Below are 23,682 nucleotides of genomic sequence, written 5' to 3' on the forward strand. Positions count from 1 at the left end.
CGTTTCCCGTTTTTTATTTCGCTTCTCGATAAAAAAAATTCGGCCTGCCACAAAAAGCACCGCGGATCGACCGAATTGCAAGGGTCAGACCTAATAATCGTCATAGGCCGTCGCGACCTTCGGTTCGGCCTCGGCGTCCTTGATCCAGGCGTTCCAGGCGGGCAGAGCCATGATGGCGTCCATATAGGTCCGCGTCGCCTTGCTGACCTCGGCATCGTATGTATGCAAGCGATTGACGACGGGCGCGAACATCGCGTCCGCGGCGCAGAACTTGCCGAACAGGAACGGCCCGCCTTTGCCATAGGTCTTGCGCGTCTCCTTCCAGATCTGCTCGATCCGCTTCACATCCGCCGCCGCCTCCGGCGTCAATTCGCGCTTTCTGACCGGGCGCAGGAACTGCGTTGGCAGGTGCTGGCGCATCGCTTGAAAGCCGGCGTGCATTTCGGCGCAAATGGACCGCGCGTGGGCGCGGGCAGCGCGCGTCTTTGGCCAGATATTCTTCTTCGGGAATTTCTCCGCGAGATATTCGATGATCGCCAGCGACTCCCAAATTTGAATGTCACCGTCATACAAGACCGGGCACTTTTGCGTTGGCGAATATTTGCGCAATTTCTTAGCCTGGTCCGACGCACCGTAGTGGATCAGCACCTCCTCGAACGGAATATTCATCTGCGCCAACAGGAGCCATGGACGCATCGACCACGACGAATAAGACTTTCCCAAGATTACGAGTTTCACCGGCATCATGATCTCCTGAAACATTCTCTTCCAGCTTGCGAAATCCTGCGCCGAAAGCAAGATTGAAAACACGCCATGGAGAACGTGATGACCTTCCAATGCACCATTCCTGCCGTGCCAACCGTGCAACACGACGATGCCACCGCCCGCATCACGCGCTGGGATTTTCGTCCCGGCGCGGCCACGGGCTGGCACCGGCATGACTGGCCCTATTTCGTGATCATGCTGACGGACGGGATTTTACGCGTGCACAATGGCACGGAGGTCAATGATGTCCCGTTGAGCGCTGGGCAATCCTACCGACGGCCATCCGGCATCGAGCACGATGTGATGAACGGCTCCCAACACCCGATCGCCTTCGTCGAGATCGAGGTCAAAAAGCCCGAGGCGCTTTAAAACTCGTAGCGCAGCCCCGCCGTCACTTGGTGCTGCGCGCCGCTGCCGTGGCCCGCGCCCAAGCCTGCGCGGTAGCTGACGTTGAAGCGCATCGCGCCATACGCGCCGTTCACCCCTGCCCCGAGCAACAGGCCATCGCCACCCATCTTCGTCAGTTGCGAGACGAAGGGCTGCGAAATGTTGTTCGACAGAATGCCTTTCACCGTATCGCCATGATAGCTCAGGAAGTCGCCGTAGCCGACGAGGCCGAAGATATTAACCTGCCGGTCCTTGTCCTGCAGCACGGCGGCGGAGGCGCGAAGTTCCGCCGCGCCGGTCACCGCATCGATCGTGCGCGAATTGTAATGAATGGGCGCGACGATACCGTTTTCGGTGAAGCTGTCGACATTCGCTGCGATGAAGCCGAGACGCGCGATCGGGGTCAGCGTGAACATGCCCGTTTTGAAATCGTAACCGGCTTCGGCAACCGTGCTGAAGGCCGAGCCCGATGAGTCGGCCGTATTGGCAAGCGGGCCAACGGTCTTGCGCTTCCAACTGTTGTAGAGAGAAACGCCGGCACCGAGCGTGCCGTTCACGAAGAACTGCCCGCTGCGATAGCCAGCCAAAATATCGGCCGAGAATTGCGTCGGGTCGTATGACAGCACATTTCCATTGCCCGCATGGACTTTGCCGGTATCGATATTGCCGGCGGCGCCGAGGGTGAAGCCGTTGCCGATATTGCGGGTCAAGCCGAAGTTCACGCCGCCGGTCTCATAATCATATTTGTAGCGTTCGTCGGTCGCCTTAGAGCTGCCGAAATTGCCGATGGCATCGACGAAATAATCGTTTTTGTCGGTGCTGCCCGCGTGGTCGCGCAGCCGGTCGAGACCGCGCTCGGCGGCCGCCTTGCGGTCCGTGACGCCCATTTCGCCGAGCGACCCGGAGTAAAGCGCCAAAGTCGGCGCATAGACATATTGGGCCGCCGCTTGCGCCAGCAAATAATGGGCGTAAGTGGTCGGATGCACGTCATCCCAGAAAAGATAACGATTCTGCGCCGCAGTCGACGCATTGACGCAGGACGGGACCGACACACAGGCCTGGGTGACATTGGTGAAGCCGAACGCTGACGGATCGGCGACCACGGCATTCAGGATCGAATAGGTGTCCATCAAAATGTAATTGGTGCCGGGATGGGCGGCCGCCGTTGCTCTCATGTCGGCCAGCAGATTGGCATTGAGCGTCGCCGCCGAATAGGTCGCGAGCGCACTCGTCGCCGCGTCTATATTGTAGCTGGGCGTCAGCCCAAGATTCGGCACGTTTGGAATGAGCACCGTTTTAGCGCCCAGCGTCGACAATTGCGCCGCGCTCGCTGCCACGTTCCCCGCACCCGCCGTCGCGATTCCGGCCATGGTGGCCTGGGCGCCGACGGGAGTGCTCAGGGCGTCAAGCCCCTGGAAAAGATCGTTGGCCCCTCCCCACAAAGTGACGAGATTGTTCGGGCCGAACGTGCCGCCAAACGCCGAATAAAGGCTGATCTGGGTCGGAATGCCGGGAGGCGCTAAACCGTTCAACGTGTCCGTACGGGCGCCGCCGAACGCAAGATCGATGCTTTGGCCATTCGTCGCACTGCCCGTGTAATTTTGCAGCGGCCCCAGGTTCAAAATGGTCGAATTGAGATATTCGACCCAGACCGGCCCATTGGAGAACCGCTGCGACGGATAGCCAGGCAAAGCATTATTGGTCGCCAGCGCCAGATTGCCGTTGTCCGACAGGCTGTCGCCGAAGACGACGAGACGGTTGTAAGTCTGCGCCGATGCCGCGTCGGCGAGCGCAGCCCATGCCACGCCAGCAAACAACACACAACGCACGAGCGAGCGATTTAAGCTCATAGACTCCCCCCAGAAATCCGTTGCCGCTATGTTCAAATATAAACCTTACTTTGCAAATTGAATCTTAGCGGAAGGCCGTGAATCCCCGGTGACGTCGTAAAAATGCCACAGTTAAATAGCGGGGCCCTTTCCCTTGACGATATGCTGCGGCATCTTCCATCTTCGCCATAGATTCCGACAGGACACCTCAACCGGATAAGCTATATGCTCGGCATCACGATCCCCGACCTGCTGGGCCTTCTAGTCTTTCTGGCGGCTTGGCTCGGCTATCATTTTTTCGTCGAACGGTCCTATACGGGCCGGCATGGTCTGAATTCTCTGATGAATCAGCAGCGCGTCATCTGGATGCAGCGGATGGCGGACCGCGATGCGCGCATTGTCGACGCCAGCATCATGGCGGCCTTGCAAAGCGGCACGGCCTTTTTCGCCTCGACGTCGCTCTTCGCCATCGGTGCGGCGACCGCCCTGCTCCGCTATGCCGACGATGCCCTCAAGATCTTCGAGGACCTGCCCTTTGCGGCAACGCCGAGCCGTTCCTTGTGGGAAATCAAATCCATTGGCCTGATGATCATTTTCATCTATGCCTTCTTCAAATTCTCCTGGAGCTACAGGCTGTTCAACTATTCCGCCATTCTGATCGGCGCCACGCCCATGCCGGGCAAGGAGACAGAAGCGCTCCGCCGGGTAGCCGCCCTGCGCGCCGCGGAAATGAACGTCGTCGCCAGCCGCCATTTCAATCGCGGCCAGCGCGCGTTCTTCTTCGCGCTCGCCTATCTGGGTTGGTTCGTCACGCCCTACCTGCTCATCGTCGCCACGGTCGGCGTGCTCTATGTGATGTGGGCGCGGCAATATACGTCCGAAGCCTTGCGCGCCGTCACGCTCGAACTCGATACATTCGATGGCGATAATTCTTGACCCAGCCCGCACCGGCGGCCTTATGGGATCATGAGCACAGAATCAAAAGCGCAAAAGCCGCCACGCCGCATGGACGACATTCTCATCGCAATGTGCGCGGACGTGGGTGCGGAAAAGACCATCGATCCGATCGCGGCTGCTAAAGCGGCCGGAGAGGCGCGCGGCGGCGACGAACTCGCTTGGCGCAGCCTCTTGACCGAGGTGCGGCAGACCGCTGTCGGTCTCGCGCGCCAAGGCAAATTGGTGATCTACCGCAAGGGCAAGCCGGCGGACCCGGACGATTTTCGCGGCGTCTACCGCATCGGCCTGCCGCGCAGCGAGTGACAGCTACGGTCCCGGAAACAGGGCGTCCGTCTTGCCGGTGAAATAATAACCGGCGAGCCCGACCCATTCCCGCATCGCAAGATCGAAACGGCGCAGGCCGTCGCTCACTTCGCGCATCGGGCGCAGGTGCGACAGGCTGCCCTCGGTCCGGTAATCGACCGGATAGGCTTCGACGGGAAATCCCGCCTTGCGGAAAATGCCGATCGCGCGCGGCATGTGGAAGGCCGACGTCACGAGCAGCCAGCGTTCGCCCGGCTTCGGCTCGACAAGCCCGTGCGTCAGGATGGCGTTCTCATAGGTGTTGAGCGATGCGCTTTCGGCAATCACGCGCTCCGGCGCGATACCGAGCGACGCCCATTGCGCGACGGCGTAGTGCGCCTCGGATTTCCCTCCCGCCCAAAACGGATTGGGACCGCCGGTGAACACGAGCTTGGCGTTGGGATAGCGCAGCGCCAGCGCCGCCCCTTCCAACTGCCGCTCGCCTGCATCCGTCATCGCCGCATGGTCGCGCGCCGTGCTGACCACGGAATCGATCCCGCCGCCGAGCACGATAATGCCGTCCGGCGGCGGCATGTCCGCCGCGGGGGGCGGGAACCGGTTCTCCAGCGGCAGCAGCAGGGAGGAGACCGGTAGAATGCCGATGGCGAACAGCACAATCCCGCCGCCCAAGGCCAACCATCGGGCCAGCCGCGCAAACCGTGTCCGCAACAGGACGCCACCGAGGATCACCAGCATGACGAGCAAGTTCGACGGCGCGGTGAAGAACCAAAGCAGTTTCGAAATGTAAAAAAACATCGAGATCCGGAAAGGTTAGGAAGGGGCTGACGGCCGGCTGTGAGGAGAGGTTAAAACGGTCGGAGGCGGCGCCGTCAATCGGCCCCGCTTGCTGCGCTCCCTACGCGTCCCAGCGCGGCGCGTGGGCCGGGCTGATCATGCGGCCGGCGGCGCGTTTCAGCGCTGAAATATCCGCCATTTCGGCATCTGTCAGGTTGAAGTCGAAAATGGCGATATTCTCCGCAATCCGCCCCGCGTTCGCCGATTTCGGAATCGCGATCACCTGCGGCTGCTGCACGTGCCAGCGCAGCACGATTTGTGCCGGCGTCTTACGGTATTTCTCCGCGAGAGCGACAAGCCGCGGCTCGTCGAAGGCGGCGGCGCGGCCGATCGGACAATAGGAGGTGAAAACCGTTCCATGCGTGCGGCAGGCGCGCAGCATGGTGCTTTGATCGAGCTGCGGATGATATTCGCACTGGTTGACCAGCAAAGGCTCGCGCGTATAGCGCCACGCTTCGGCAAGCAAGCCGGCGGGAAAATTCGAAACGCCGATGTGTTTCGCGAGCCCCAAGCGCTTCGCATCGTTCAGCGCCGCAATAGATTCCTGCAACGCGATCGCAGGATTGGGCCAATGGATCAGCAACAGATCGACATTGCGCAAGCCCAGCCGCTGCAAGCTCGCCTCGGCGGAGCGCTGCAAGTCGCCTGCGCCGATCTGCGTGTGCGGCACTTTGGTGGTGACGAAAATCTCCTCGCGCGCAACGCCCGCGGCGCGCAAGCCTTCGCCGACCGCAGCTTCGTTCTCGTAGACCGCCGCCGTATCGATATGCCGGTAGCCGGCGCGCAGCGCCTCCTGCACCGCGACGGCACAGGCCTCGTCGCGCAGTCGCCACGTGCCGAGGCCGATCTTCGGGATCGCAACGCCATGCGCCACTACATGATCGGACATGTCTCCTCCCTTGAGATGTACGGATAGAGTTTCAGAATCGAAGGCAAGCGACCCCATCGGCACAGCCGGCCGCGCTTGCCAGGGTCAGGTGACCGGCAAGGCGAGAATTTTGCGCGCGCCGAGATGCTGCATCACCGTGTGATACCACTCGACGACATAGGGTCGTCTCTTGCGCTCCACCGGCATGTTCAGCCAACGGTGAACCGCCGCGCCGACGGCGATTTCCGCCATGCTGAAGGCATTGCCGACCAGCCATTTCTGTCTTTGCAGATGCGCATCGAGAATGCTGATCAACGCTTCGGTGCTGGCGCAAGAGGCCTCGATCGCCGCTGCATCACGCTGTCCCGGCGGCGTGCGCACCGAGCCTTTGAAGGCCGCATCCATCGCCGGCCCGAGTGTCGTCGTCTGCCAATCCATCCAGCGGTCGGCCTCCGCCCGTGTCCTGAGATCGTGCGGCCACAGCATACCGTCGCTGTGCTTGGCGCACAGGTAGCGCACGATCGCATTCGATTCCCATAAAACGAAGCCGCCGTCATTGATGACCGGGATGAGGCCGTTCGGGTTCATCGCGAGATATTCATCCGTGTCGTTGACGCCGAAGCCGCGTCCGGCGTCGATGCGCTTGTAAGCCAGGCCAAGCTCTTCCGCGCAAAACAGGACTTTTTGCACATTGATGGAATTGAGCCGTCCCCAAATCGTGAGCATGTTGCCTCCGCCTTGGCATTCACGGTGACGATGATGGCATATTATTTCGTTTTGTGCGCGGTCGTTTCAACTCGGCGCGCGCCAGATCTAGGCGCATCAAGGGGCGGCGCGGCGCGCGGCGGGCGATCTCCGCAAAGCCCAATTTACGAAATACCGAGGCGATACCGACAAATCCATCGCCCCAGATCAAAGGTCGGTCCGCTTCGATGGCGCAAACATCCACGGCTTTCGCGCCGCATTGCTTGGCGAAAGCGATGGCCGCCCGAGCCATCAGCGTGGTCAAGCCCCGCTTGCGATAGCCAGAGCGTACATAAAAGCAGGTGATGGCGAAAATGCGCCCGGCATCGACATCATCATCGAGTGCGGAGTTTTTCGCCGTGTGAAAACGCGCCGCGTGCCGGCGCGGGCCGACCGATACCCAGGCAACGGCCTTATCGCCCTCATAGGCAAGCAGACCCGGCGGCGGCCCGGCCTCGACGAGGCCGTGAAAGGCGTCGCGCCGCCCGGTTTTGCCGAGCGCATGCCACTCGGCGCGCGAAATACGCGGCCACATGCACCAGCACCCCGATGACGCGCCGCGCTGCGGGCCAAACAGCTCACTCAGGTCCGGCCAGCGCCCGGGGGTGAGTGGATGAATATCGAAATGTGCGGCCTCTTTCACTTTGTCTTCTCGAACAATTGCCGGCCGATCAGCATGCGGCGGATTTCGCTCGTGCCGGCGCCGATCTCGTAGAGCTTGGCGTCGCGCAAGAGGCGCCCGGTCGGGTAATCGTTGATATAGCCGTTGCCCCCTAACAATTGAATCGCATCGAGCGCGCATTGCGTCGCCTTTTCGGCGGCCAAGAGAATCGCGCCGGCCGCATCCTCGCGCGTGGTTTCGCCTCTGTCGCAGGCCTTGGCGACGCTGTAGACATAGGCTTTGCAGGCATTCATCGTGACATACATGTCAGCGACCTTGCCTTGCACGAGCTGGAACGTGCCGATCGGCTCGCCGAATTGCTTGCGCTCGTGAATATAGGGCAGCACCACGTCCATGCAGCCCTGCATGATGCCGAGCGGCCCGGCGGCGAGGACGACGCGCTCGTAATCAAGGCCGGACATCAGCACGTTCACGCCCCGCCCCACCGTGCCGATCACATTCTCCCCCGGCACTTCGCAGTCTTCGAACACCAATTCGCCCGTGTCGGAGCCGCGCATGCCCAGCTTGTCGAGCTTCTGCGCCGTCGAAAAGCCCTTCATGCCCTTCTCGATGATGAAGGCGCTGATGCCGCGCGCGCCGGCATTGGGATCGGTCTTAGCGTAGACGATCAGCGTCTCGGCGATGGGACCGTTGGTGATCCACATTTTCGAACCGTTCAGCACATAGCGGTCGCCCTTCTTCTCCGCCCGCGTCTTCATCGACACGACATCGGATCCGGCTCCCGGCTCGGACATGGCGAGCGCGCCTACATGCTCGCCGGAAATGAGCTTGGGCAGATATTTTTGCTTTTGTGCGGGGCTGCCGTTGCGCCGCAACTGGTTGACGCACAGGTTCGAATGGGCGCCGTAGGACAAGCCCACTGAGGCCGAGGCGCGGCTCACTTCTTCGATCGCGATGCAATGTTCGAGATAGCCGAGGCCCGAGCCGCCATATTCCTCCTCGACAGTGATGCCATGCAGGCCGAGCGCCCCCATTTCCGGCCACAGGTCGCGCGGGAATAGATTGGTCTTGTCGATCTCGGCGGCGCGCGGCGCAATTTTGTCCTGCGCGAAGGCGTGTGCCGTCTCGCGGATCATGTCGGCCGTCTCGCCCAGGTCGAAATTGAAGCTCGAAGCGTGGTTCGGGATCATCGGGGTTTCCTCGTTTGGGTTGCCCCCATCTTAGCCCGGCGCAACGCCGTCGTCTGCCGTCTTGACGAAGCCGAGGCCGGGCGGTTTACATCGGCGGCATGGCACTCACCTACAATCGCATCGCCGGCCAGGGTCTTGAGCGTCTGGCCGCCCTGAGCGACGGCATTTTCGCCGTGGCCATGACCCTGCTCATTCTCGACATCAAGACGCCCGACCATGCCGACATTCATGGCGAGGCGGACCTCATTCGCGCCCTGCGCGGCCTCTTGCCGAGCTTCCTGATCTTCTTCATGAGCGTGATCACGCTCGGCATCTTCTGGATCGGCCAGCAGACGCAGCTCAATCACCTCAAACGCGGCGACCGCAACCTGTCATGGGTCCACATCGCCTTTCTGGCGATCGTCTCGATCCTGCCGTTCTCCACCCGCCTCCTGGCGGAATTCACCGAATTCCAGACGGCGCTGATCGTCTATTGGTTCAACATCCTGCTGCTCGGGATCATCCTCTATTTCAGCTGGAATTATGCGCAGCGCCATGCGCTCGTCTCGGACGACACGCCGCACGAGCTCAATTGCGCAATCCAGCGGCGCATCCTCATCGCGCAAGGGCTGTATTTTGCCGGCATGCTGCTGTGCTTCGTGAGCGTCTGGGCCAGCATCGGCTTCATTCTGCTGGTGCAGCTGAATTATGTGCTGGCACCGCGGCTCGGCTTTCTCCACAAATTATGACGCCGCACCCCTCGGGCGCGGCGTCGATACGTTTTCAATCCCGACGCTCGAATAGGCGACGCTATTGATCGTCAGTCACATTCTCGTCCACGGCCACCTGCTGCTGATCGTCGACATTCAGCCAGGTGTGCCATTGCCGCTCGTTGCCGAAAAACACGTTGCGGTCGACCTTGGCCTCGATGCCCGGCACATTGCCGTCGGCCTGATATTGCCAGAAATGCCATTTCCGGTCGCCGTAATGATGGGTCGGCTCATATTTCGTTGAGCGCACCCAGATCGGGAAATCGCTGAGGTCGCCGTCGCTTAGGATGGCCTGATAGAAATCGACGGTGGAATAGATGATCGGCTTCTTGCCATAATAGCGCTCCATCTCGGTAAGCATGGCGCGCATTTCCGGCACGACCTCTTCCTTGCTCAGATGGCGATGGCAGCTCTTCGAATCCGGCGTCGCCTCGACATCGAGCACCGGCGGCAGCGCGTCCGGCTCGACCGGCACGTTCTGCTTGAACCAGTTGATTTCCTCGTACCAGGGCCGGCACCAGAACACGAAATGATAGGCGCCGCGCTTCACGCCGGCCGCCTTGGAATTCTCCCAGTTCTCTTGGAAACGCTCGTCGAGATGGTCGCCACCCTCGGTCGCCTTGATCCACGCGAAGCGGATGCCGCTGGAGCGGACCCGGTGCCAATCGATCTCACCCTGATATTTGGATACGTCGATCCCCTGCACGGGATATTCGCGCGCATAGGAGATGGCTTCCGACATCCTGTAGGCATGCGAACGCGATTCGGGCAGCGTGGAACAGCCAGCGACCCCCAGAAGAAGAGCAAGACCCAAATAATGCGTAGCTTTAAACATATTCAGAAGGCCAAGAGCTGACACAATGATGGCGTATATGTGCCTGAAACTATGTAACGTTTCGTTAAAGCCTGGAACGTCCGGATACGCTGGTCCGTTTTCCGAAAGCGTGGCAACCACTTCTTTAAGAAAGAGCCCTATCCCCTACCGATATGGCTAGACCCCGGCAGAACCACCTATATGACGATTTTTTTCTCCCGCCAACCACATTTACGCCCGATTTTGTTGGCGCTGCTGCTGTCGAATGTGGCGCCGGCCGCCCATGCCGCAGGCTGCGGCCCCAATGTTCTCGGGCCGAGCCGAGTCATGCCGATCGGTACGCAGGGCGGTGGCGAGACCGGGCTGAAGACCTATCCGCGTAGCCTGCCCCTCGCCGACCACGAGATCGTTCTGACATTCGATGACGGCCCCTGGCCCGGCACGACGCCCAAGGTGCTCGATGCGCTGGCCGCCGAATGCGTGAAGGCGACGTTCTTCCTGATCGGTCGGAACGCCGCCGCCGCGCCAGCCCTCGTCAAGCGGGAAATTACCGAGGGCCACACGGTCGGCCATCACACGATGACCCATCCCTCCCTCACCCTGCGGGGCCTGCCCGACGCCAGAGCGCGCGAGGACATCAACCGCGGCATTGCCGCCGTCGACTTGGCTGCTTACGGCACGGCGGGAACCGAACCGCGCGTGCCGTTTTTCCGCTATCCCGGTTTTGGCGACACGCCGGCCCTGAATCACTGGCTGGAGACCCGCAACATCGACGTGTTCAGCGCCGATTTCTGGGCGTCCGACTGGGTGCCGATGACCCCGGAGGCCGAATTGCAGCTCGTGCTTGCCCGTCTCGACAAGGCCCGCAAAGGCGTCATCCTGTTCCACGACACCAAGGCGCAGACCGCGGCGATGTTGCCGGCGTTTTTACGGGCGTTGAAACAGCGCGGCTATAAGGTCGTGCAGATCGTGCCAGGCCCCGGCCCTATCGCGACGCTTCCTGCGCCGGCCGACTGGACGTCGGCGACCGAGCGGACCTTGCAAAAAATGTGGCCAAAAGCCCCGCTGCAAAAAGAGCCGGCAGCACCTGCGCCAGGCGAGGCAGTACCGGACGCGCAATAATCCGGGGCCGCCGGCGTCCTATGGAAGCGCCAATTCCCGCATCGCTTCGGCTCCGACCGGCTCTGCCGGCGGCTCGTCGCCGAGGGCGACAGCGGCCTTTTGAATGAGGTCGTATTTGGTCTGGGACACCATGTAGTTTTGATACCAGGTGACGAAATCACCCCATGGATCGATCATGCTCGCTAAGCCCGACAGGAAGGCGACGACCGTGCCAACTTGAATGCTGCCATGCATGACGAACCAGGCACCGAAGGCGATCACGCCGATCGTGCCGAGATGCTGGATGAGGTTCATCAGGAAGTTCAGCGTATATTTCAGGTTGAAAATGCGGACGTCGAGCCGGAACACTTTCGTGAACCGATGCATATATTGCGTCGTCGGCGAGCCGTCCTCCTCGATCACGTCGGTCCCCGCCCGGCGCAGAATGGCGATGCGCTTCTCCACCCGCCGGTTGATCTCCCGCTGGATCATCGGCACGAAAATCATCTGGACAATGAAGATGAGGGCGGAAATCAGCGCCATCAACGGCTGCAGATAGAACAGATAGCCAAAGGTGAAAATCAGGATCGAGCCGGCCAGCACCGGCTCGGCGATGGAATCGCCGACGAAATTGCCGACAGCATCGGCCTCCGTGATGATCATCGAAATCTTCACGCCCTGCCGCTCGGCAATATCCGGATCTTCGCGATAGGCAATCGCGCTGATCGAGGTACGCAAAAGCCGCACCGCATTGGTGCTGACCCAGGCGCGGTAGGAATTCGTCAGGAGCTTGACGAGGCCTTGCGTCAAGACCAGCATCACATAGGCGCCGGCGAGCGTTTCGATCGCGCCGAAATCGTGATCCTTGAGCGCCGCATTGACGATCCGCCGCTGCATGTCGATCGGCACCGTGCCGATCGCTGCGACAAGAACGGAGAGCAGCACGAGATAAATCTGATCCGTGGCGCTGACGTTCCAGACGAATGCCGGCAGCTTCCTGGGGACGTTGAAACTCTTGAAGATCGGCTCCAACTGCAAAGGCCGCAGTGGCGAGGGCCAAAAATCCATAATGTATCGCTTTACCAACCAGAAATCCCGCCCTTGGAACTGAAATGGTCGGCACGCGGCAAATGTAAACCACATTAGCAAAATTTAAGATTCTCGCGTTTCTGACAGCAGTCTGGAAACCCTTAAAAATGCTCGCCTTTTTCGGGCTTACCGAAGCCTGAACGATCGATTGCATGGCAGCTATTCGCAAGCGAAGGCGCTTTAGGACGATGCCGATCGCTTCTGGCCCCACAAACGCGAAGAGGATGGGATTTGAACCCCATCCTCTTCGAAAGTCCTATCGTTTCGTGTGGTTCACCTTAAGTGAACTTCTGAATCAACCATATCATTCAGTGCCCCTGCGCGGCCACGTCCTTGGTCGGCTTCACCTGATTGATGATTTCAGGCTGCTGATACTCAGCCGTCAGTTCTTCCTTGCTCACCTTCTTGTCGGTGACGGAAACTTGGCTGAGCAGATGGTCAACCACCTTCGCTTCGAACACCTGTGCGCGCAGCGTGTTCAGCGCTTCGGGATGTGACCGGTAGAACACCAGTACCTGTTGCCGCTGAGCGGGCGAGAGGGGGCGCATCTGGTCCAGCAGGACGCTTTGCAGGTCCTGATCCGAAACCGAAATGCCCTCCTCCTTGCCGATCTCGACAAGGATCAGTCCGATGCGCGTACGGCGCTCGGCAAGGCGCATATAGTCGGCACGCGCTTGCGTCTCGGTCATACCCTCATCGGCGAAGGTGCGGCCTTCTGCCTTAAGATCAACGTTGGCCTGCGCCCAGATATTGTTGAACTCGGCCGTCACCAGCTTCGAGGGAAGCTCGAATTGATACGACGCATCGAGCTGTTCGAGGAGTTGCCGCTTCATTGTCTGGCGCGACATCGCATCGAACTGGTTCTCGATCTGGCCACGGACCACCGTGCGCAGGCTGGTGAGCGAGTCCAGGCCCAGTTTCTTGGCCATCTCGTCGTTGATCTCCAACTTGCCGGGCTTGTCCACTTCCTTGACGGTAACGTCGAAGGTCGCTTTCTTGCCCGCGAGATACGCGTCCTTGTAGTTCTGAGGGAAGGTCACCGTGACCTGCCGCACTTCACCCGCCTTGGCGCCGACCAACTGATCCCCGAACCCCGGAACGGAATTCTTGGAGCCGATGACCAGCGGCTGGTTGGTGACGCTGTTGCTGGCGACCTTGCCGACATAGTCGATGGTGATGCGGTCGCCGTCAGCCGCCTTGCCGTCCTTGAGCTGGTACGCACGGGTCGCTTCCGCAACACGCTTGACCTGCTCGTCGACTTCGGAGTCCGGAACTTTATAGACCGAACGCGTCACCTTGATGTTGGCGAAATCCTTGGTCGGGATCACCGGAAGGATTCCGTTGCTCAGCCCACCCTGGACCGCACTGGCGCTGCCAGGCGGGGAGTAGGGAGCATCGGCCGCCTTAACGCCTGCCGCATTGGCAATCGTGACGCCCTTGCCGGGGCCAGCACCACCGGCCGCATCCGTCGAGTCTGCGCCCCCCATATCGCCGGCCGCGTAGTCCATCAGGCTGTTAGGGTCTGTGCCGGCATGGCCGGCTCCACTGTTGAGCGCGCTGCCAGCCACGTTGCTGGGGGTATTGGCAAGCGCGACCGGCGTGCCGACACCAACGCTCCCAGGAGCAGCAATTGGAGTCCCGCCAGCTGTGTTGGCAAGCGCACCATTCGGACCGGTCGCACCGCCGACCGCACGGTTCAGGGCGTTGCTCGCCGTGTTGGTCGGTGCGCTGCCCGTGCTAGTCCCGACGCCGCCGGACGGAGCAGTCGGAGCCCCGGCCACATAGGCCATCAGGCCATTCGGGTCGGTGCCGACACTGGCTACGGCATTGGCGAGCGCACCATTCGGCCCCGTGCCGACACCACCGGACGCACCGGTTAGGGTACCAACAGCCATACCGGTCAGTGTTCCACCCGCACCGGTACCCACGCCGCCGGACACACCAATCGGAGTGCCGCCGGCCGTGCCGATCGGCGTCCCGCCCGCGCCAGTTCCGACGCCACCGGACGCACCAGTTGGAGCACCGCCAGCCATGCCCGTCAGCATGCCGCCTGCACCGGCATTACCGGAAGTCCCCGCAGGGGCATCGCCGGTTGCATACGCAAGAAGCGCACCCACCGGGCCAGTCACACCACCGGCCGCACCGTTGAGAGCACCGCCCACCGCACTGGGAAGCGGGCCGCCCGAACCGGTGCCGACACTGCCGGAAGCACCCGTCGAGGCACCACCAGCCGCTGGGGCAAGCGGGCCGACCGTGCCGTTGACCGCACGATCCAGCCAGTTGCCCGTTGCGGAAATTGGCTTGCCGGTCGTGCTGTTCACGAGGATGAACCAAGTGTCGAACGCGCCGTCGTTGTCGGAGCCCGAACCACCGTATCCGCCATTTGTGAGGGCGAGCGAACCGCCGACGCTGCGCGTGCCATCGGCTGCGTCGTCCACAATGTTGCCAAGAGCGTCAACCGTAGCGTCGAGTGTGCCACCGATACCGCCGGTGCTGCTACCACCCGAACCACCAGTGCCGCCGCCGGAGCCGCCGATAATTCCACCAATACCGCCCGATCCGCCGGTGCCGCCACTGCCACCGGTCCCACCACCACCCGATCCACCGGTACCGCCGCCGAGCAAGCCGCCCAAAGGATTGGTCAACGAACCGACCGTGGTGCCGAGGCCACCGAGCAAGCCACCCAGCGCATTGCCCGTGCTACCGATCCCGCCGAGCAAACCGCTCACGGGGTTGGTCAACGAACCGAGCGTGCCCCCAAGGCCACCAAGCGAGTCGCCGGTGCCCCCAAGCAGGCCACTCACGGGGTTGGTCAGCGAACCGACCGTACCGCCGAGGCCGCCAACTGGATTGCCCGTGCCGCCAGTCCCGCCCAGCAAGCCATTCACAGGATTGGTCAACGAACCAACCGTGCTGCCAAGACTACCGACCGGGTTGCCCGTGCCGCCAGTCCCACCGGTGCCGCCGAGCAGGCCACTCACAGGATTGGTCAGCGAACCAACCGTGCCACCAAGGCCGGCAATCGGATTGCCCGCGCTGCCGGTCCCGCCGAGCAAACCGCTCAGGGCATCGCTAAGCGAAACGACCGTCCCGCCGAGACCACCAACCGGATTGCCCGTGCCTCCGGCGCCACCCAGCAAGCCGCTGACAGGATTGGTCAACGAACCAACCGTTCCGCCAAGGCCGCCAATCGGGTTACCGGTGCCGCTGGTCCCGCCGGCACCGCCGAGCAGGCCACTCACAGGATTGGTCAACGAACCAACCGTGCTGCCAAGACCAGTGACCAGGTTGCCCGTGCCGCCGGTCCCACCGGTGCCGCCGAGCAAACCGCTCACGGGATTGGTCAGCGAACCAACCGTACCGTCAAGACCTCCGACCGGGTTGCCCGTACCGCCAGTCCCGCCCAGCAAGCCGTCGCCGGCATTGTCCAAGGCACCGACCGTGTTGCCGATCGCCCCGCCAAGGCCGCCAATCGGATTGCCCGTGCCACCGGTCCCACGGGCGCCCCCAAGCAAGCCCCTCACAGGATTGGTTACCGAACCGACCGTTCCGCCAAGATCACCAACCGGGTTACCCGTGCCGCCGGTCCCGCCGGTGCCACCCAGCAAGCCGCTCACAGGATTGGTCAACGAACCAACCGTCCCGCCGAGACCGCCAACCGGATTGCCCATGCCGCCGGTCCCACTAGTGCCGCCGAGCAGGCCGTCGCCGATATTGTCCAGAACACCGACCGTGTTGCTGACCGTCCCGCCAAGACCACCAACCGGGTTACTCGTGCCGCCAGTCCCGCCCAGCAAGCCATCGCCGGCGTTGTCCAGAGCACCGACCGTGTTGCCGATCGCCCTGCTAAGGCCGCCAATCGGATTACCCGTACCGCCGGTCCCGCCTGTGCCACCGAGCAAGCCGCTCACAGGATTGGCCAGCGAACCGACCGTCCCGCCGAGACCACCGATCAGGTTGCCCGTGCCGCCGGTCCCACCAGTGCCGCCGAGCAGGCCGTCGCCGATATTGTCCAGGGCACCGACCGTGTTGCCGACTGTCCCGCCAAGACCACCGACCGGGTTGCCCGTGCCGCCAGTCCCGCCCAGCAAGCCATCGCCGGCATTGTCCAAGGCACCGACCGTCCCGCCAAGGCCGCCAATCGGATTGCCCGTGCCACCGGTCCCGCCGGCGCCACCGAGCAGGCCACTCACAGGATTGGTTAGCGAACCGACCGTTCCGCCAAGACCACCGACCGGGTTGCCCGTGCCGCCGGTCCCGTCCAGCAAGCCGTCGCCGGCATTGTCCAGAGCACCGACCGTGTTGCCGATCGCCCCGCTAAGGCCGCCAATCGGGTTACCCGTACCACCGGTCCCGCCGGTGCCACCCAGCAAGCCGCTCACAGGATTGGTCAACGAACCAACCGTCCCGCCGAGACCGCCAACCGGATTGCCCATGCCGCCGGTCCCACCAACGCTACCAATCGTTCCGTTCACCGCGTTGCCCAAGACACCAACCGTGCTGCCGACCGTGCCAACAGTCCCACCGGCGCCTCCGATCGCGCCATTCACGGCATTGTCCAGAGCGGCGACCGTGCTGCCTACCGCACCGCCGATCGTCCCGCCGGTTCCGCCAGCGCCGCCGATCACTCCGTTCACCGCGTTAGCCAACGAACCCGCCGTACCACCAAGCGACCCGCCGGTCCCGCCGAGCAATCCACCGATGCCGCCCGCGCCGCCGGCCGCTCCGTTCAAGGCATTCGCCAACGAACCTACCGTACCGCTGAGTGTGCCACCAACGCCGCCAATGCCGCCGACCGTACTGCCAGTGCTGCCGACCGCTCCCTTCACCGTATTCCCCAGCATGCCAACCGTGCCGCCGACCACACCGCCAGACGAGCCGCCAACGCCGCCCACAGTGCCGATCGCTCCGCTCACGGCATGTGCCACCGGCCCGGCGGTGCTGCCGACCAGCGACTTGGCAACGTGGTGCACCGTCTTGCCGGTGCCTATCACCGTCTTGTCAACGCTGGCCACCGACTTGTGCACCGACCTGCGTACCACTTTACCAACGCCGTCAACGGTTCTGTCGACGGTCCCCCAGCCAACATCTCCGCCCACAGACGAACTGACGCTCCCAACGGACGAGCCGATGCTGCCCACATGCGAGCCGACTCTCCCCCCTGCACTCCCGACAGACGAGCCGGCGCTACCGCCAACGCTGCCGGCGGACGAGCCGGCGCCGCCCGCCGCGCTGCTCGCAGATGAGCCAACGCTTCCCCCGACGCCACCGGCAGACGACCCAACGCTGCCCGCCGCGCTGCTCGCAGACGAGCCTACACTGCCCACCGCACCGCCGACGGAGGAGCCGACACTACCGACGGACGAACCGACGCCGCTCAATGCGCCGCCCACAGTCCCACCCACAGAAGCACCAACACCTCCCACAGTTCCACCAACAGACGAGCTAACGCTGCCGATTGTGCCGCCGACGGCCGCGCCGAGGCCTCCGACCGTGCCGCCTAGAGCTCCGCTGAGCCCCTTCGCTGCGCCGCCGACCGCGCCGCCCAGCCCTGAGCCGCCGTTGCCTGCCTGAGCCGAAATCGTCGTCATCAATGCAATGGTTGCCGTCGAAAGAAAGAAATAAGAACGGGTTATCTTGGACATGGAAACTCTCCTACTGATATCGGTTGTGGCAGTAACAAAGTAACAACGCTGAGAGGCTCTCCAGACGACCAAGTAAGATGATCGGCCTGAAAAGCCTCGAAAACTGGAAGTTAGTCACATGGTCTTGCTGTTTTCTCGATCATGAACTCGCCTTTGCGTCCCTGTTTATTCATAGTTATTTTTGTTTCTGAAGATCTTCTTGACCATGATACTTCGGCCAAAGCGCTGATGGACGATCAGGTCAGGCCCACCGCACGAACATCTGACAACGTCTTCCGATGTGTTCGTCTTCACGAGTCCGGAGCGACACACCCGCTCTCGACCGCGCGACGCACGTGAACGCGCCAGAATTGGAGCACAAATCGCCGTTCGCGATCCGCAGCACGCACGAACCGAGCAATAATTTTCAAACAGACGCCGTTTCGAACCAGCATTCGCGCCAGTTCGATCCCTCGGCGGTCAGCTCAGACCAACGATGCGTCGAATTCTCATGAGATTGGGAAGGGTAGCGGCCCTAGCGGTCGCTATGGGTCAATGTCGTTTGTAATCATCGCATTTCCTCAAAATGAATGGTTGCGCCAATTACTCAGAACACTTCTTTAATTATGAACACATTCATTACACGAATAGCACACGACGTCAATCAATTTCGGCAAAAGTTTGGCAAGATTCCAATTTTACGCCTTAATTCATGTGATTATACGCACCTATGATGTGGGAGCGACGTGTGTCATAAGGAGAACCGCGATCCAATGTGCAGCTGCATCCAGGGCCCGAGCCCGATGGCCGCGCATGCGGCCTGCCCTATGTTCCGCTTTCCTTGAGCCTGCTCCTCGCACGATGGTCTCACAACAAACGTTTAGGCCAATCGGCCCGGACTGAAATGGCTTTTGCCGAAGCCATGGCAGCGACCTGCGACAAAAGGAAACATTTGGCGCGCGGTCGACGAAGATTGTGCTCCCTCGCGATGAAATCGTGTCATCAGACTTCCGCAATCCGCCTCCACTAACTTTGCGGAACCGACGTCACACGCGGGCGCTTGCAAAAGCCATGCAGACAGGTTCATTTTGGTTCAGGGCTTTCCGAATTTCAGCTCCGCGAAACGCAGGAATATATTTGAGCCGCAAAGATTGGGGGATCATATGATGAAGATGATGTTTCGCGGTGCGACGGTATGTTCTTTAACTTTATTGACGGGATGCAACTCGCCGCAGCAGTCGCCAGCACCCAACACGCGTAACGTGTCGGTCGCATCCGGTCACTCGACCCAGCTCGGTTTCTTCGCGTCGTTGGGCGAGCGTTGCGCATCGCTCGGAACACCCCTCGTGACAGTGGTCGAACAGCCCGCGCACGGCACGCTGGATATTCGCGCCGGGTCCGGTAACAGCCATTTTCCGCCTTCCAGTCCGCTGGCAGCGTGTAACATGCGGCGCAGCCCAGGCATGCTGGTAACGTATCAGTCCGCTCAGGGGTTTGTCGGTTCGGATCGCTTGACGATCCGCGTTCAGTTTCCGTCCGGCGGCGAAGAGCTGGACTCGGCTGTCATCAGCGTGCGTTAATTGCTGAGCCTAATAATGCGACTGCAAGACTTTGGTTGCGTCGTCTGCTCTTGGGCGACACCACGAGCAACGATACCGCATGCAAAAGGGAAAATGCGATAATACCAACATCTTGTTGTTGGTGCGGCCAAGAGGACTCGAACCTCCACCCCGGTTAAAGGACTAGCACCTCAAGCTAGCGCGTCTACCAATTCCGCCATGGCCGCAAATTTGGTGCCGGGTTGACCGGCAGGCGCGTCGTCTAACAAATCGCGATGGGCATGACAAGCCTACAAAAAATGTTTTTGCACCGAAGCGGTCCGCACCCTAAAAAAAACGGCATGAATTCCCCAGATCTTTCGCTCCGCGACAGCATTTTCCGCCCCTTTCTCGCCAGCCCCGGCTCGCCGCCAGTCGAATGGGTCGTTGCCCCGGGCCTGACGGACTACGACGCGGCGGTCGCAGAAATGGAATCACGTGCGGCCGCCATTGCCGCCGGCGAGGCGCCGGAGCGAATCTGGCTCGTCGAGCACCCGCCCCTCTACACCGCGGGCACGAGCGCGCGCAGCGAGGACCTCATCGACAGTCGCTTTCCGGTCTACAACAGCGGACGCGGCGGGCAATTCACCTACCACGGCCCCGGCCAGCGGGTGGCCTATGCGCTGGTCGATCTTAAGCGGCGCCGGCAGGACCTGCGCGCCTATGTGGCCGCACTCGAGGAATGGATCATCGCCACGCTCGCGGCGTTCAACGTGCACGGCGAACGGCGCGAGGACCGGGTCGGCGTGTGGGTGCGGCGGCCCGATAAGCCGCCCGGCTTCGACGGCACGGTGGCAGAAGACAAGATCGCCGCGATCGGCATCCGCGTCCGCCACTGGGTCGCGTTTCACGGCATTTCGCTCAATGTCGAGCCGGACCTGTCGCATTTTCGCGGCATCGTGCCCTGCGGCATCAAGGACGCCCATTACGGCGTCACCAGCCTCGTCGACCTCGGCCTGCCCGCGACCATGGCGGACGCGGACGCCGCCCTTAAGGCGGCCTTTGCCGGCGTGTTCGGGCCGGCGCAGTAACCCGTCGCAGGTGCGCGTCGCTTAAGCGTCAATCCCGCGCGTCAAAGGGCGTTGCAAAGCGCGGCCGCACCCGTGCGGTCTGCGCACACGGATCGAGTGCCGGCTCAGCAGTCGGTCCCTCCTCGTGGGCGCCGTGCGGCAGAAACCGTTTCAGGTCGCGCAGGTAAGCCGCCGGTAATTGCGCCGCCTCCGCCGCGCGGATGATACCCTCGAGATAGCCCGGCAGCGGCCGCCCAGGCTCGAGCGATGCACCGTAATAGATCAGAGCGCGCTTGGCGCCGGCGCCCGTCAGAACCGGCTGCACCGATTTAGTGTAAAGGCCACCCGCAATATCTTCATAACGGTCGAGCGGACGCACATCGGCAAGCGCCAGGTCCCACAGCAGCCCATGCACCTCGCCCCGCGGATGGCGCATCACTGAGGCGTAGCCTTGCCGCATGATGAAAAACCGATGCCGAACCAGCCGTGCCGGCCTCAAGACCTTCGAGGACGGACAGCGCGCCTGCATGGCAGCGACATCCATGTTGGAGCCATAGGCGAAATAAAGCGGCATCTCATTCAGGTCCTGACGTTAAGCAAACTCCATGATCACCGCATCGACCGCCAGCGAATCCCCTTCCCGCGCATTGATCTTCTTCACCGTCACGTCGCGCTCGGCGCGCAGGACGTTTTCCATTTTCATCGCCTCGACCATGCACAGCGGCTCACCCGCCTTAACCTCCTGGCCGACGGCGACGGCGATGGATTTGACGAGGCCTGGCATCGGGCACAGCAAGGCTTTCGACGTGTCGGCCGCCTTCTTCTCGGGCATCAACGCGACCAACTCCGCCTCGCGCTGCGTGAAGACATAGGCCACGATTTCGACGCCGCGATGGCTGATGCGATGGCCGTTGAGAACGTCGCGTACCTGGACGGCGATCGGTTCGCCATCGAACGTGCCTTGCCAGACCGGCGCGCCGGGAACCCAATCCGAGACAAGTTTGTGCGTGTGCTCGCCGACGCGGACTACGAATTCGCGCGTCGCGCGGGTCACGGTCACATCGAAGCGTTGCGTGCCCAGCATCACCACCCGTTCGCGCTCAAACGCAAAGTCATGCTGCGTCGGCAATTGGCTGCTGATATGGCGGCGCCGCTCGTTGAGCGTATGATCGAGCGAAGCGGCAACGGCCGCCATAGCATGCGCGGTCTCGCCGCTTGCCACCAGAGGCGAAAAGCCGTTGGGATATTCCTCGGCGATGAAGCCCGTCGACAGCGCGCCCGTGCGCCAACGCTCCTGCTGCATCAGCGACGCGAGAAAGGGAATGTTGTGGCGGATGCCGTCGATGACGAAAGCATCGAGCGCGCGAGCTTGCGCGTCGATGGCGGCTAGGCGCGTCGGCGCATGGGTCACCAATTTGGCGATCATCGGATCGTAATAGATCGAGATCTCGCCGCCTTCATAAACGCCCGTGTCGTTGCGCAAGGTCACGCCGTCGGCGACGCCTTCCTGCGGCGGACGGTATTTCACGAGGCGCCCGGTCGACGGGAGGAAATTGCGCGTCGGGTCCTCGGCGTAGATACGGCTTTCCACTGCCCAGCCATCGATCGTCACGTCACCTTGCCGGATGGCGAGCTTCTCGCCCGAAGCGACGCGGATCATCTGCTCCACCAAGTCGATTCCGGTGATCAGCTCCGTCACCGGATGCTCCACCTGCAGGCGCGTATTCATTTCGAGGAAATAAAAGCTGCGGTCCTGGCCGGCGACGAATTCGACCGTGCCGGCCGAATCGTAATTCACCGCCTTGGCGAGCGCCACCGCCTGCTCGCCCATCTTGCGGCGGGTCGCTTCGTCGAGCAGAGGCGACGGCGCTTCTTCGATCACCTTCTGGTTGCGGCGCTGGATCGAGCATTCGCGCTCGTTGAGATAGATGACATTGCCGTGCTTGTCGCCGAGCAACTGAATTTCGATATGGCGCGGATTGACGATGAATTTTTCGATGAATACCCGGTCGTCGCCGAAGGAGGATTTCGCCTCGGAGCGCGCGCGGGTGAAGCCTTCCGCCACCTCCTCGCGGCTATGGGCGATGCGCATGCCCTTGCCGCCCCCGCCCGCCGACGCCTTGATCATCACCGGATAACCGATCTCGTCGGCAATGCGCACCGCATGGTCGGCATCCTCGATCACGCCGAGAAAGCCGGGAACGGTGGAGACCTTCGCGGCATTGGCGAATTTCTTCGATTCGATCTTGTCGCCCATCGCGGCGATAGCGCGCGGATTGGGGCCGATGAAGACGATATTGTTTTGCGCCAAGGCTTCGGCGAAGGCCTCGCGCTCGGAGAGAAAGCCGTAGCCCGGATGCACGGCTTCGGCGCCGGTCTGCTTGCAGGCGGCGATGATCTTATCGATGACGAGATAAGATTCTGCCGCCGGCGCGGGCCCGAGATGCACCGCCTCATCCGCCATATCGACATGCAGCGCGTCGCGGTCGGCGTCGGAATAGACGGCGACAGTCTTGATCCCCATTTTCCGTGCCGTCTTGATGACGCGGCAGGCGATTTCGCCGCGATTGGCGATAAGGATTTTTTGAAACATGCGCGACCCCGGCCCCTACGCATATCTGGCCGACGGCAAGATATGAATTTAAATTAAGGAACACTCTTATCCTGAGTATTTCCCGAGTTTTGGCCCATCCACCTGCTTTTGTAAATGCCGCGGCAAGGCCCCAAGCAAGAAGTTTATTGCGGCGCAATATATCGCCTATTGTCCTTTTTGCCGATGCGCGGACGTGCGAACCAGCCGCCTCGGCCTCTTGTCTGCTTTGGCGTTCGAGTATACCCTTTTAAACCTTAGTGTATTTCTAGGAGACGTTGGATGAAGAAACGCGCTATTCTCGCCGCGGCCGTCGGCTTGGCCATTGGCGGTGCGGCCCTCACCTTGACGCCCACAGCAGCAAGCGCCATGCCGCTGGCGAAAGCTCCGATCTCGGCCGAACAGGCCACACCCCAGAAAGCCTATTATGTGGTGGTGCGCCGCTACTACTATCGTCGCCACTGGCACCGCCGCTGTTGGGTCGGTCCTTTTGGTGGTCTGCGCTGCCGCAGGTGGTGGGGTTAAGACCGCGGCGAAACGCTGCACAAAGCATTCACTCGACCTCTGGCCATCGGCCAGAGGTTTTTTCATTGAGGGAGCTTAAGAAA

20 protein-coding genes and 1 tRNA gene are annotated in these 23,682 nt (G+C 61.8%); 8 read left to right on the forward strand and 13 right to left on the reverse strand.

Translation table 11 applies throughout. The annotated features are described in order from the left end of the window. Nucleotides 1-90: 90 nt before the first annotated feature. Entirely contained in the window at nt 91-744 is a 654-nt protein-coding gene (locus V9T28_RS11470; protein WP_116399825.1) for a glutathione S-transferase family protein, read from the reverse strand. Nucleotides 745-825: 81 nt separating this feature from the next. Here V9T28_RS11470 and V9T28_RS11475 point away from each other — a divergent pair, with 81 nt between their 5' ends. Further along, nucleotides 826-1,134, forward strand: a complete 309-nt coding sequence (locus V9T28_RS11475; RefSeq protein WP_116399826.1) for a cupin domain-containing protein — start codon at nt 826-828, stop codon at nt 1,132-1,134. On the opposite strand, the gene V9T28_RS11480 is transcribed toward V9T28_RS11475, so the two are convergent. After that, the gene (locus tag V9T28_RS11480) at nt 1,131-3,002 is read right to left on the reverse strand and encodes an autotransporter domain-containing protein (protein WP_116399083.1); all 1,872 of its coding nucleotides are present in this window, start codon (nt 3,000-3,002) and stop codon (nt 1,131-1,133) included. The two genes, V9T28_RS11475 and V9T28_RS11480, sit on opposite strands and share 4 nt — an antisense overlap. Nucleotides 3,003-3,206: 204 nt before the next feature. On the opposite strand from V9T28_RS11480, the gene V9T28_RS11485 reads away from it, so the two are divergent. Together V9T28_RS11485 and V9T28_RS11490 are read left to right on the forward strand one after the other, a co-directional pair. Continuing rightward, nucleotides 3,207-3,917 carry a DUF599 domain-containing protein gene (locus V9T28_RS11485; RefSeq protein ID WP_116399084.1) on the forward strand — a complete coding sequence of 237 codons (711 nt, stop codon included), beginning with the start codon at nt 3,207-3,209 and terminating at the stop codon, nt 3,915-3,917. A gap of 30 nt (nt 3,918-3,947) precedes the next feature. Then, the gene (locus V9T28_RS11490; RefSeq protein WP_199499960.1) at nt 3,948-4,241 is read left to right on the forward strand and encodes a DUF3253 domain-containing protein; all 294 of its coding nucleotides are present in this window, start codon (nt 3,948-3,950) and stop codon (nt 4,239-4,241) included. 3 nt (nt 4,242-4,244) lie between these two features. Here V9T28_RS11490 and V9T28_RS11495 read toward each other — a convergent pair whose 3' ends face one another. From V9T28_RS11495 to V9T28_RS11515, 5 genes are all read right to left on the reverse strand, one after another. Then, nucleotides 4,245-5,036: a YdcF family protein gene (locus V9T28_RS11495; RefSeq protein WP_116399086.1), complete on the reverse strand. Its 792-nt coding sequence runs from the start codon at nt 5,034-5,036 to the stop codon at nt 4,245-4,247. A 100-nt stretch (nt 5,037-5,136) separates the two neighbouring features. Continuing rightward, nucleotides 5,137-5,964, reverse strand: a complete 828-nt coding sequence (locus V9T28_RS11500; protein ID WP_116399087.1) for an aldo/keto reductase — start codon at nt 5,962-5,964, stop codon at nt 5,137-5,139. A gap of 84 nt (nt 5,965-6,048) precedes the next feature. Further along, complete coding sequence (locus tag V9T28_RS11505; RefSeq protein WP_116399088.1) at nt 6,049-6,669, reverse strand: glutathione S-transferase family protein; 621 nt, start codon at nt 6,667-6,669, stop codon at nt 6,049-6,051. Between the two features lie 19 nt (nt 6,670-6,688). Then, the gene (locus V9T28_RS11510; protein WP_199499961.1) at nt 6,689-7,330 is read right to left on the reverse strand and encodes a GNAT family N-acetyltransferase; all 642 of its coding nucleotides are present in this window, start codon (nt 7,328-7,330) and stop codon (nt 6,689-6,691) included. Then, complete coding sequence (locus V9T28_RS11515; protein ID WP_116399089.1) at nt 7,327-8,499, reverse strand: isovaleryl-CoA dehydrogenase; 1,173 nt, start codon at nt 8,497-8,499, stop codon at nt 7,327-7,329. Before V9T28_RS11515 ends, V9T28_RS11510 begins: the two co-directional genes overlap by 4 nt. 98 nt (nt 8,500-8,597) lie before the next feature. Here V9T28_RS11515 and V9T28_RS11520 point away from each other — a divergent pair, with 98 nt between their 5' ends. Next, nucleotides 8,598-9,227, forward strand: coding sequence for a TMEM175 family protein (locus V9T28_RS11520; RefSeq protein ID WP_116399090.1), 630 nt, complete (start codon nt 8,598-8,600; stop codon nt 9,225-9,227). Nucleotides 9,228-9,288: 61 nt separating this feature from the next. On the opposite strand, the gene V9T28_RS11525 is transcribed toward V9T28_RS11520, so the two are convergent. After that, complete coding sequence (locus V9T28_RS11525) at nt 9,289-9,990, reverse strand: glycoside hydrolase family 25 protein (protein ID WP_245423881.1); 702 nt, start codon at nt 9,988-9,990, stop codon at nt 9,289-9,291. 273 nt (nt 9,991-10,263) lie between these two features. Here V9T28_RS11525 and V9T28_RS11530 point away from each other — a divergent pair, with 273 nt between their 5' ends. Further along, the gene (locus V9T28_RS11530) at nt 10,264-11,184 is read left to right on the forward strand and encodes a polysaccharide deacetylase family protein (protein WP_116399091.1); all 921 of its coding nucleotides are present in this window, start codon (nt 10,264-10,266) and stop codon (nt 11,182-11,184) included. Nucleotides 11,185-11,202: 18 nt separating this feature from the next. Here the strand turns inward: V9T28_RS11530 and V9T28_RS11535 are convergent, their stop codons facing one another. Both V9T28_RS11535 and tig read right to left on the reverse strand, forming a co-directional pair. Next, nucleotides 11,203-12,231 (reverse strand): ABC transporter transmembrane domain-containing protein, encoded by a 1,029-nt coding sequence (locus V9T28_RS11535; RefSeq protein WP_158554700.1) that lies wholly within the window; start codon nt 12,229-12,231, stop codon nt 11,203-11,205. 329 nt (nt 12,232-12,560) lie between these two features. After that, complete coding sequence (gene tig, locus V9T28_RS11540; RefSeq protein ID WP_116399093.1) at nt 12,561-17,897, reverse strand: trigger factor; 5,337 nt, start codon at nt 17,895-17,897, stop codon at nt 12,561-12,563. A 1,145-nt stretch (nt 17,898-19,042) separates the two neighbouring features. Between tig and V9T28_RS11545 the strand changes: the two genes are divergently transcribed. Then, nucleotides 19,043-19,456 carry a hypothetical protein gene (locus tag V9T28_RS11545; RefSeq protein WP_147306382.1) on the forward strand — a complete coding sequence of 138 codons (414 nt, stop codon included), beginning with the start codon at nt 19,043-19,045 and terminating at the stop codon, nt 19,454-19,456. Nucleotides 19,457-19,575: 119 nt separating this feature from the next. Here V9T28_RS11545 and V9T28_RS11550 read toward each other — a convergent pair. Further along, nucleotides 19,576-19,662: transfer RNA gene (locus tag V9T28_RS11550), tRNA-Leu, on the reverse strand. A gap of 114 nt (nt 19,663-19,776) precedes the next feature. On the opposite strand from V9T28_RS11550, the gene lipB reads away from it, so the two are divergent. Further along, on the forward strand, nt 19,777-20,505 hold the full coding sequence (gene lipB, locus V9T28_RS11555) for a lipoyl(octanoyl) transferase LipB (RefSeq protein WP_116399094.1): 729 nt from the start codon (nt 19,777-19,779) through the stop codon (nt 20,503-20,505). 28 nt (nt 20,506-20,533) lie between these two features. On the opposite strand, the gene V9T28_RS11560 is transcribed toward lipB, so the two are convergent. Both V9T28_RS11560 and V9T28_RS11565 read right to left on the reverse strand, forming a co-directional pair. Continuing rightward, nucleotides 20,534-21,058, reverse strand: coding sequence for a gamma-glutamylcyclotransferase family protein (locus V9T28_RS11560; RefSeq protein WP_116399095.1), 525 nt, complete (start codon nt 21,056-21,058; stop codon nt 20,534-20,536). A gap of 18 nt (nt 21,059-21,076) precedes the next feature. Then, a complete protein-coding gene (locus tag V9T28_RS11565; RefSeq protein ID WP_116399096.1) occupies nt 21,077-23,077 on the reverse strand; it encodes an acetyl-CoA carboxylase biotin carboxylase subunit in 2,001 nt (666 codons plus the stop codon). 279 nt (nt 23,078-23,356) lie between these two features. Here V9T28_RS11565 and V9T28_RS11570 point away from each other — a divergent pair, with 279 nt between their 5' ends. Then, nucleotides 23,357-23,599 (forward strand): hypothetical protein, encoded by a 243-nt coding sequence (locus tag V9T28_RS11570; RefSeq protein WP_116399097.1) that lies wholly within the window; start codon nt 23,357-23,359, stop codon nt 23,597-23,599. The last annotated feature ends 83 nt before the right edge of the window (nt 23,600-23,682 follow it).

Source organism: Methylovirgula sp. 4M-Z18 (assembly GCF_037890675.1).
Taxonomy (GTDB): Bacteria; Pseudomonadota; Alphaproteobacteria; order Rhizobiales; family Beijerinckiaceae; genus 4M-Z18.

Bases quoted from the DNA above. Each gene is read 5' to 3' on its own strand.
- V9T28_RS11470 (WP_116399825.1), bottom strand. From the start codon at position 744: ATGCCGGTGAAACTCGTAATCTTGGGAAAGTCTTATTCGTCGTGGTCG.
- V9T28_RS11505 (WP_116399088.1), bottom strand. From the start codon at position 6,669: ATGCTCACGATTTGGGGACGGCTCAATTCCATCAATGTGCAAAAAGTC.
- V9T28_RS11480 (WP_116399083.1), bottom strand. From the start codon at position 3,002: ATGAGCTTAAATCGCTCGCTCGTGCGTTGTGTGTTGTTTGCTGGCGTG.
- V9T28_RS11560 (WP_116399095.1), bottom strand. From the start codon at position 21,058: ATGCCGCTTTATTTCGCCTATGGCTCCAACATGGATGTCGCTGCCATG.
- V9T28_RS11515 (WP_116399089.1), bottom strand. From the start codon at position 8,499: ATGATCCCGAACCACGCTTCGAGCTTCAATTTCGACCTGGGCGAGACG.
- V9T28_RS11520 (WP_116399090.1), top strand. From the start codon at position 8,598: ATGGCACTCACCTACAATCGCATCGCCGGCCAGGGTCTTGAGCGTCTG.
- V9T28_RS11535 (WP_158554700.1), bottom strand. From the start codon at position 12,231: ATGGATTTTTGGCCCTCGCCACTGCGGCCTTTGCAGTTGGAGCCGATC.
- V9T28_RS11545 (WP_147306382.1), top strand. From the start codon at position 19,043: ATGAAGATGATGTTTCGCGGTGCGACGGTATGTTCTTTAACTTTATTG.
- V9T28_RS11570 (WP_116399097.1), top strand. From the start codon at position 23,357: ATGAAGAAACGCGCTATTCTCGCCGCGGCCGTCGGCTTGGCCATTGGC.
- V9T28_RS11525 (WP_245423881.1), bottom strand. From the start codon at position 9,990: ATGTCGGAAGCCATCTCCTATGCGCGCGAATATCCCGTGCAGGGGATC.
- tig (WP_116399093.1), bottom strand. From the start codon at position 17,897: ATGTCCAAGATAACCCGTTCTTATTTCTTTCTTTCGACGGCAACCATT.
- V9T28_RS11565 (WP_116399096.1), bottom strand. From the start codon at position 23,077: ATGTTTCAAAAAATCCTTATCGCCAATCGCGGCGAAATCGCCTGCCGC.
- V9T28_RS11485 (WP_116399084.1), top strand. From the start codon at position 3,207: ATGCTCGGCATCACGATCCCCGACCTGCTGGGCCTTCTAGTCTTTCTG.
- V9T28_RS11475 (WP_116399826.1), top strand. From the start codon at position 826: ATGACCTTCCAATGCACCATTCCTGCCGTGCCAACCGTGCAACACGAC.
- V9T28_RS11530 (WP_116399091.1), top strand. From the start codon at position 10,264: ATGACGATTTTTTTCTCCCGCCAACCACATTTACGCCCGATTTTGTTG.
- V9T28_RS11500 (WP_116399087.1), bottom strand. From the start codon at position 5,964: ATGTCCGATCATGTAGTGGCGCATGGCGTTGCGATCCCGAAGATCGGC.
- V9T28_RS11490 (WP_199499960.1), top strand. From the start codon at position 3,948: ATGAGCACAGAATCAAAAGCGCAAAAGCCGCCACGCCGCATGGACGAC.
- lipB (WP_116399094.1), top strand. From the start codon at position 19,777: ATGAATTCCCCAGATCTTTCGCTCCGCGACAGCATTTTCCGCCCCTTT.
- V9T28_RS11495 (WP_116399086.1), bottom strand. From the start codon at position 5,036: ATGTTTTTTTACATTTCGAAACTGCTTTGGTTCTTCACCGCGCCGTCG.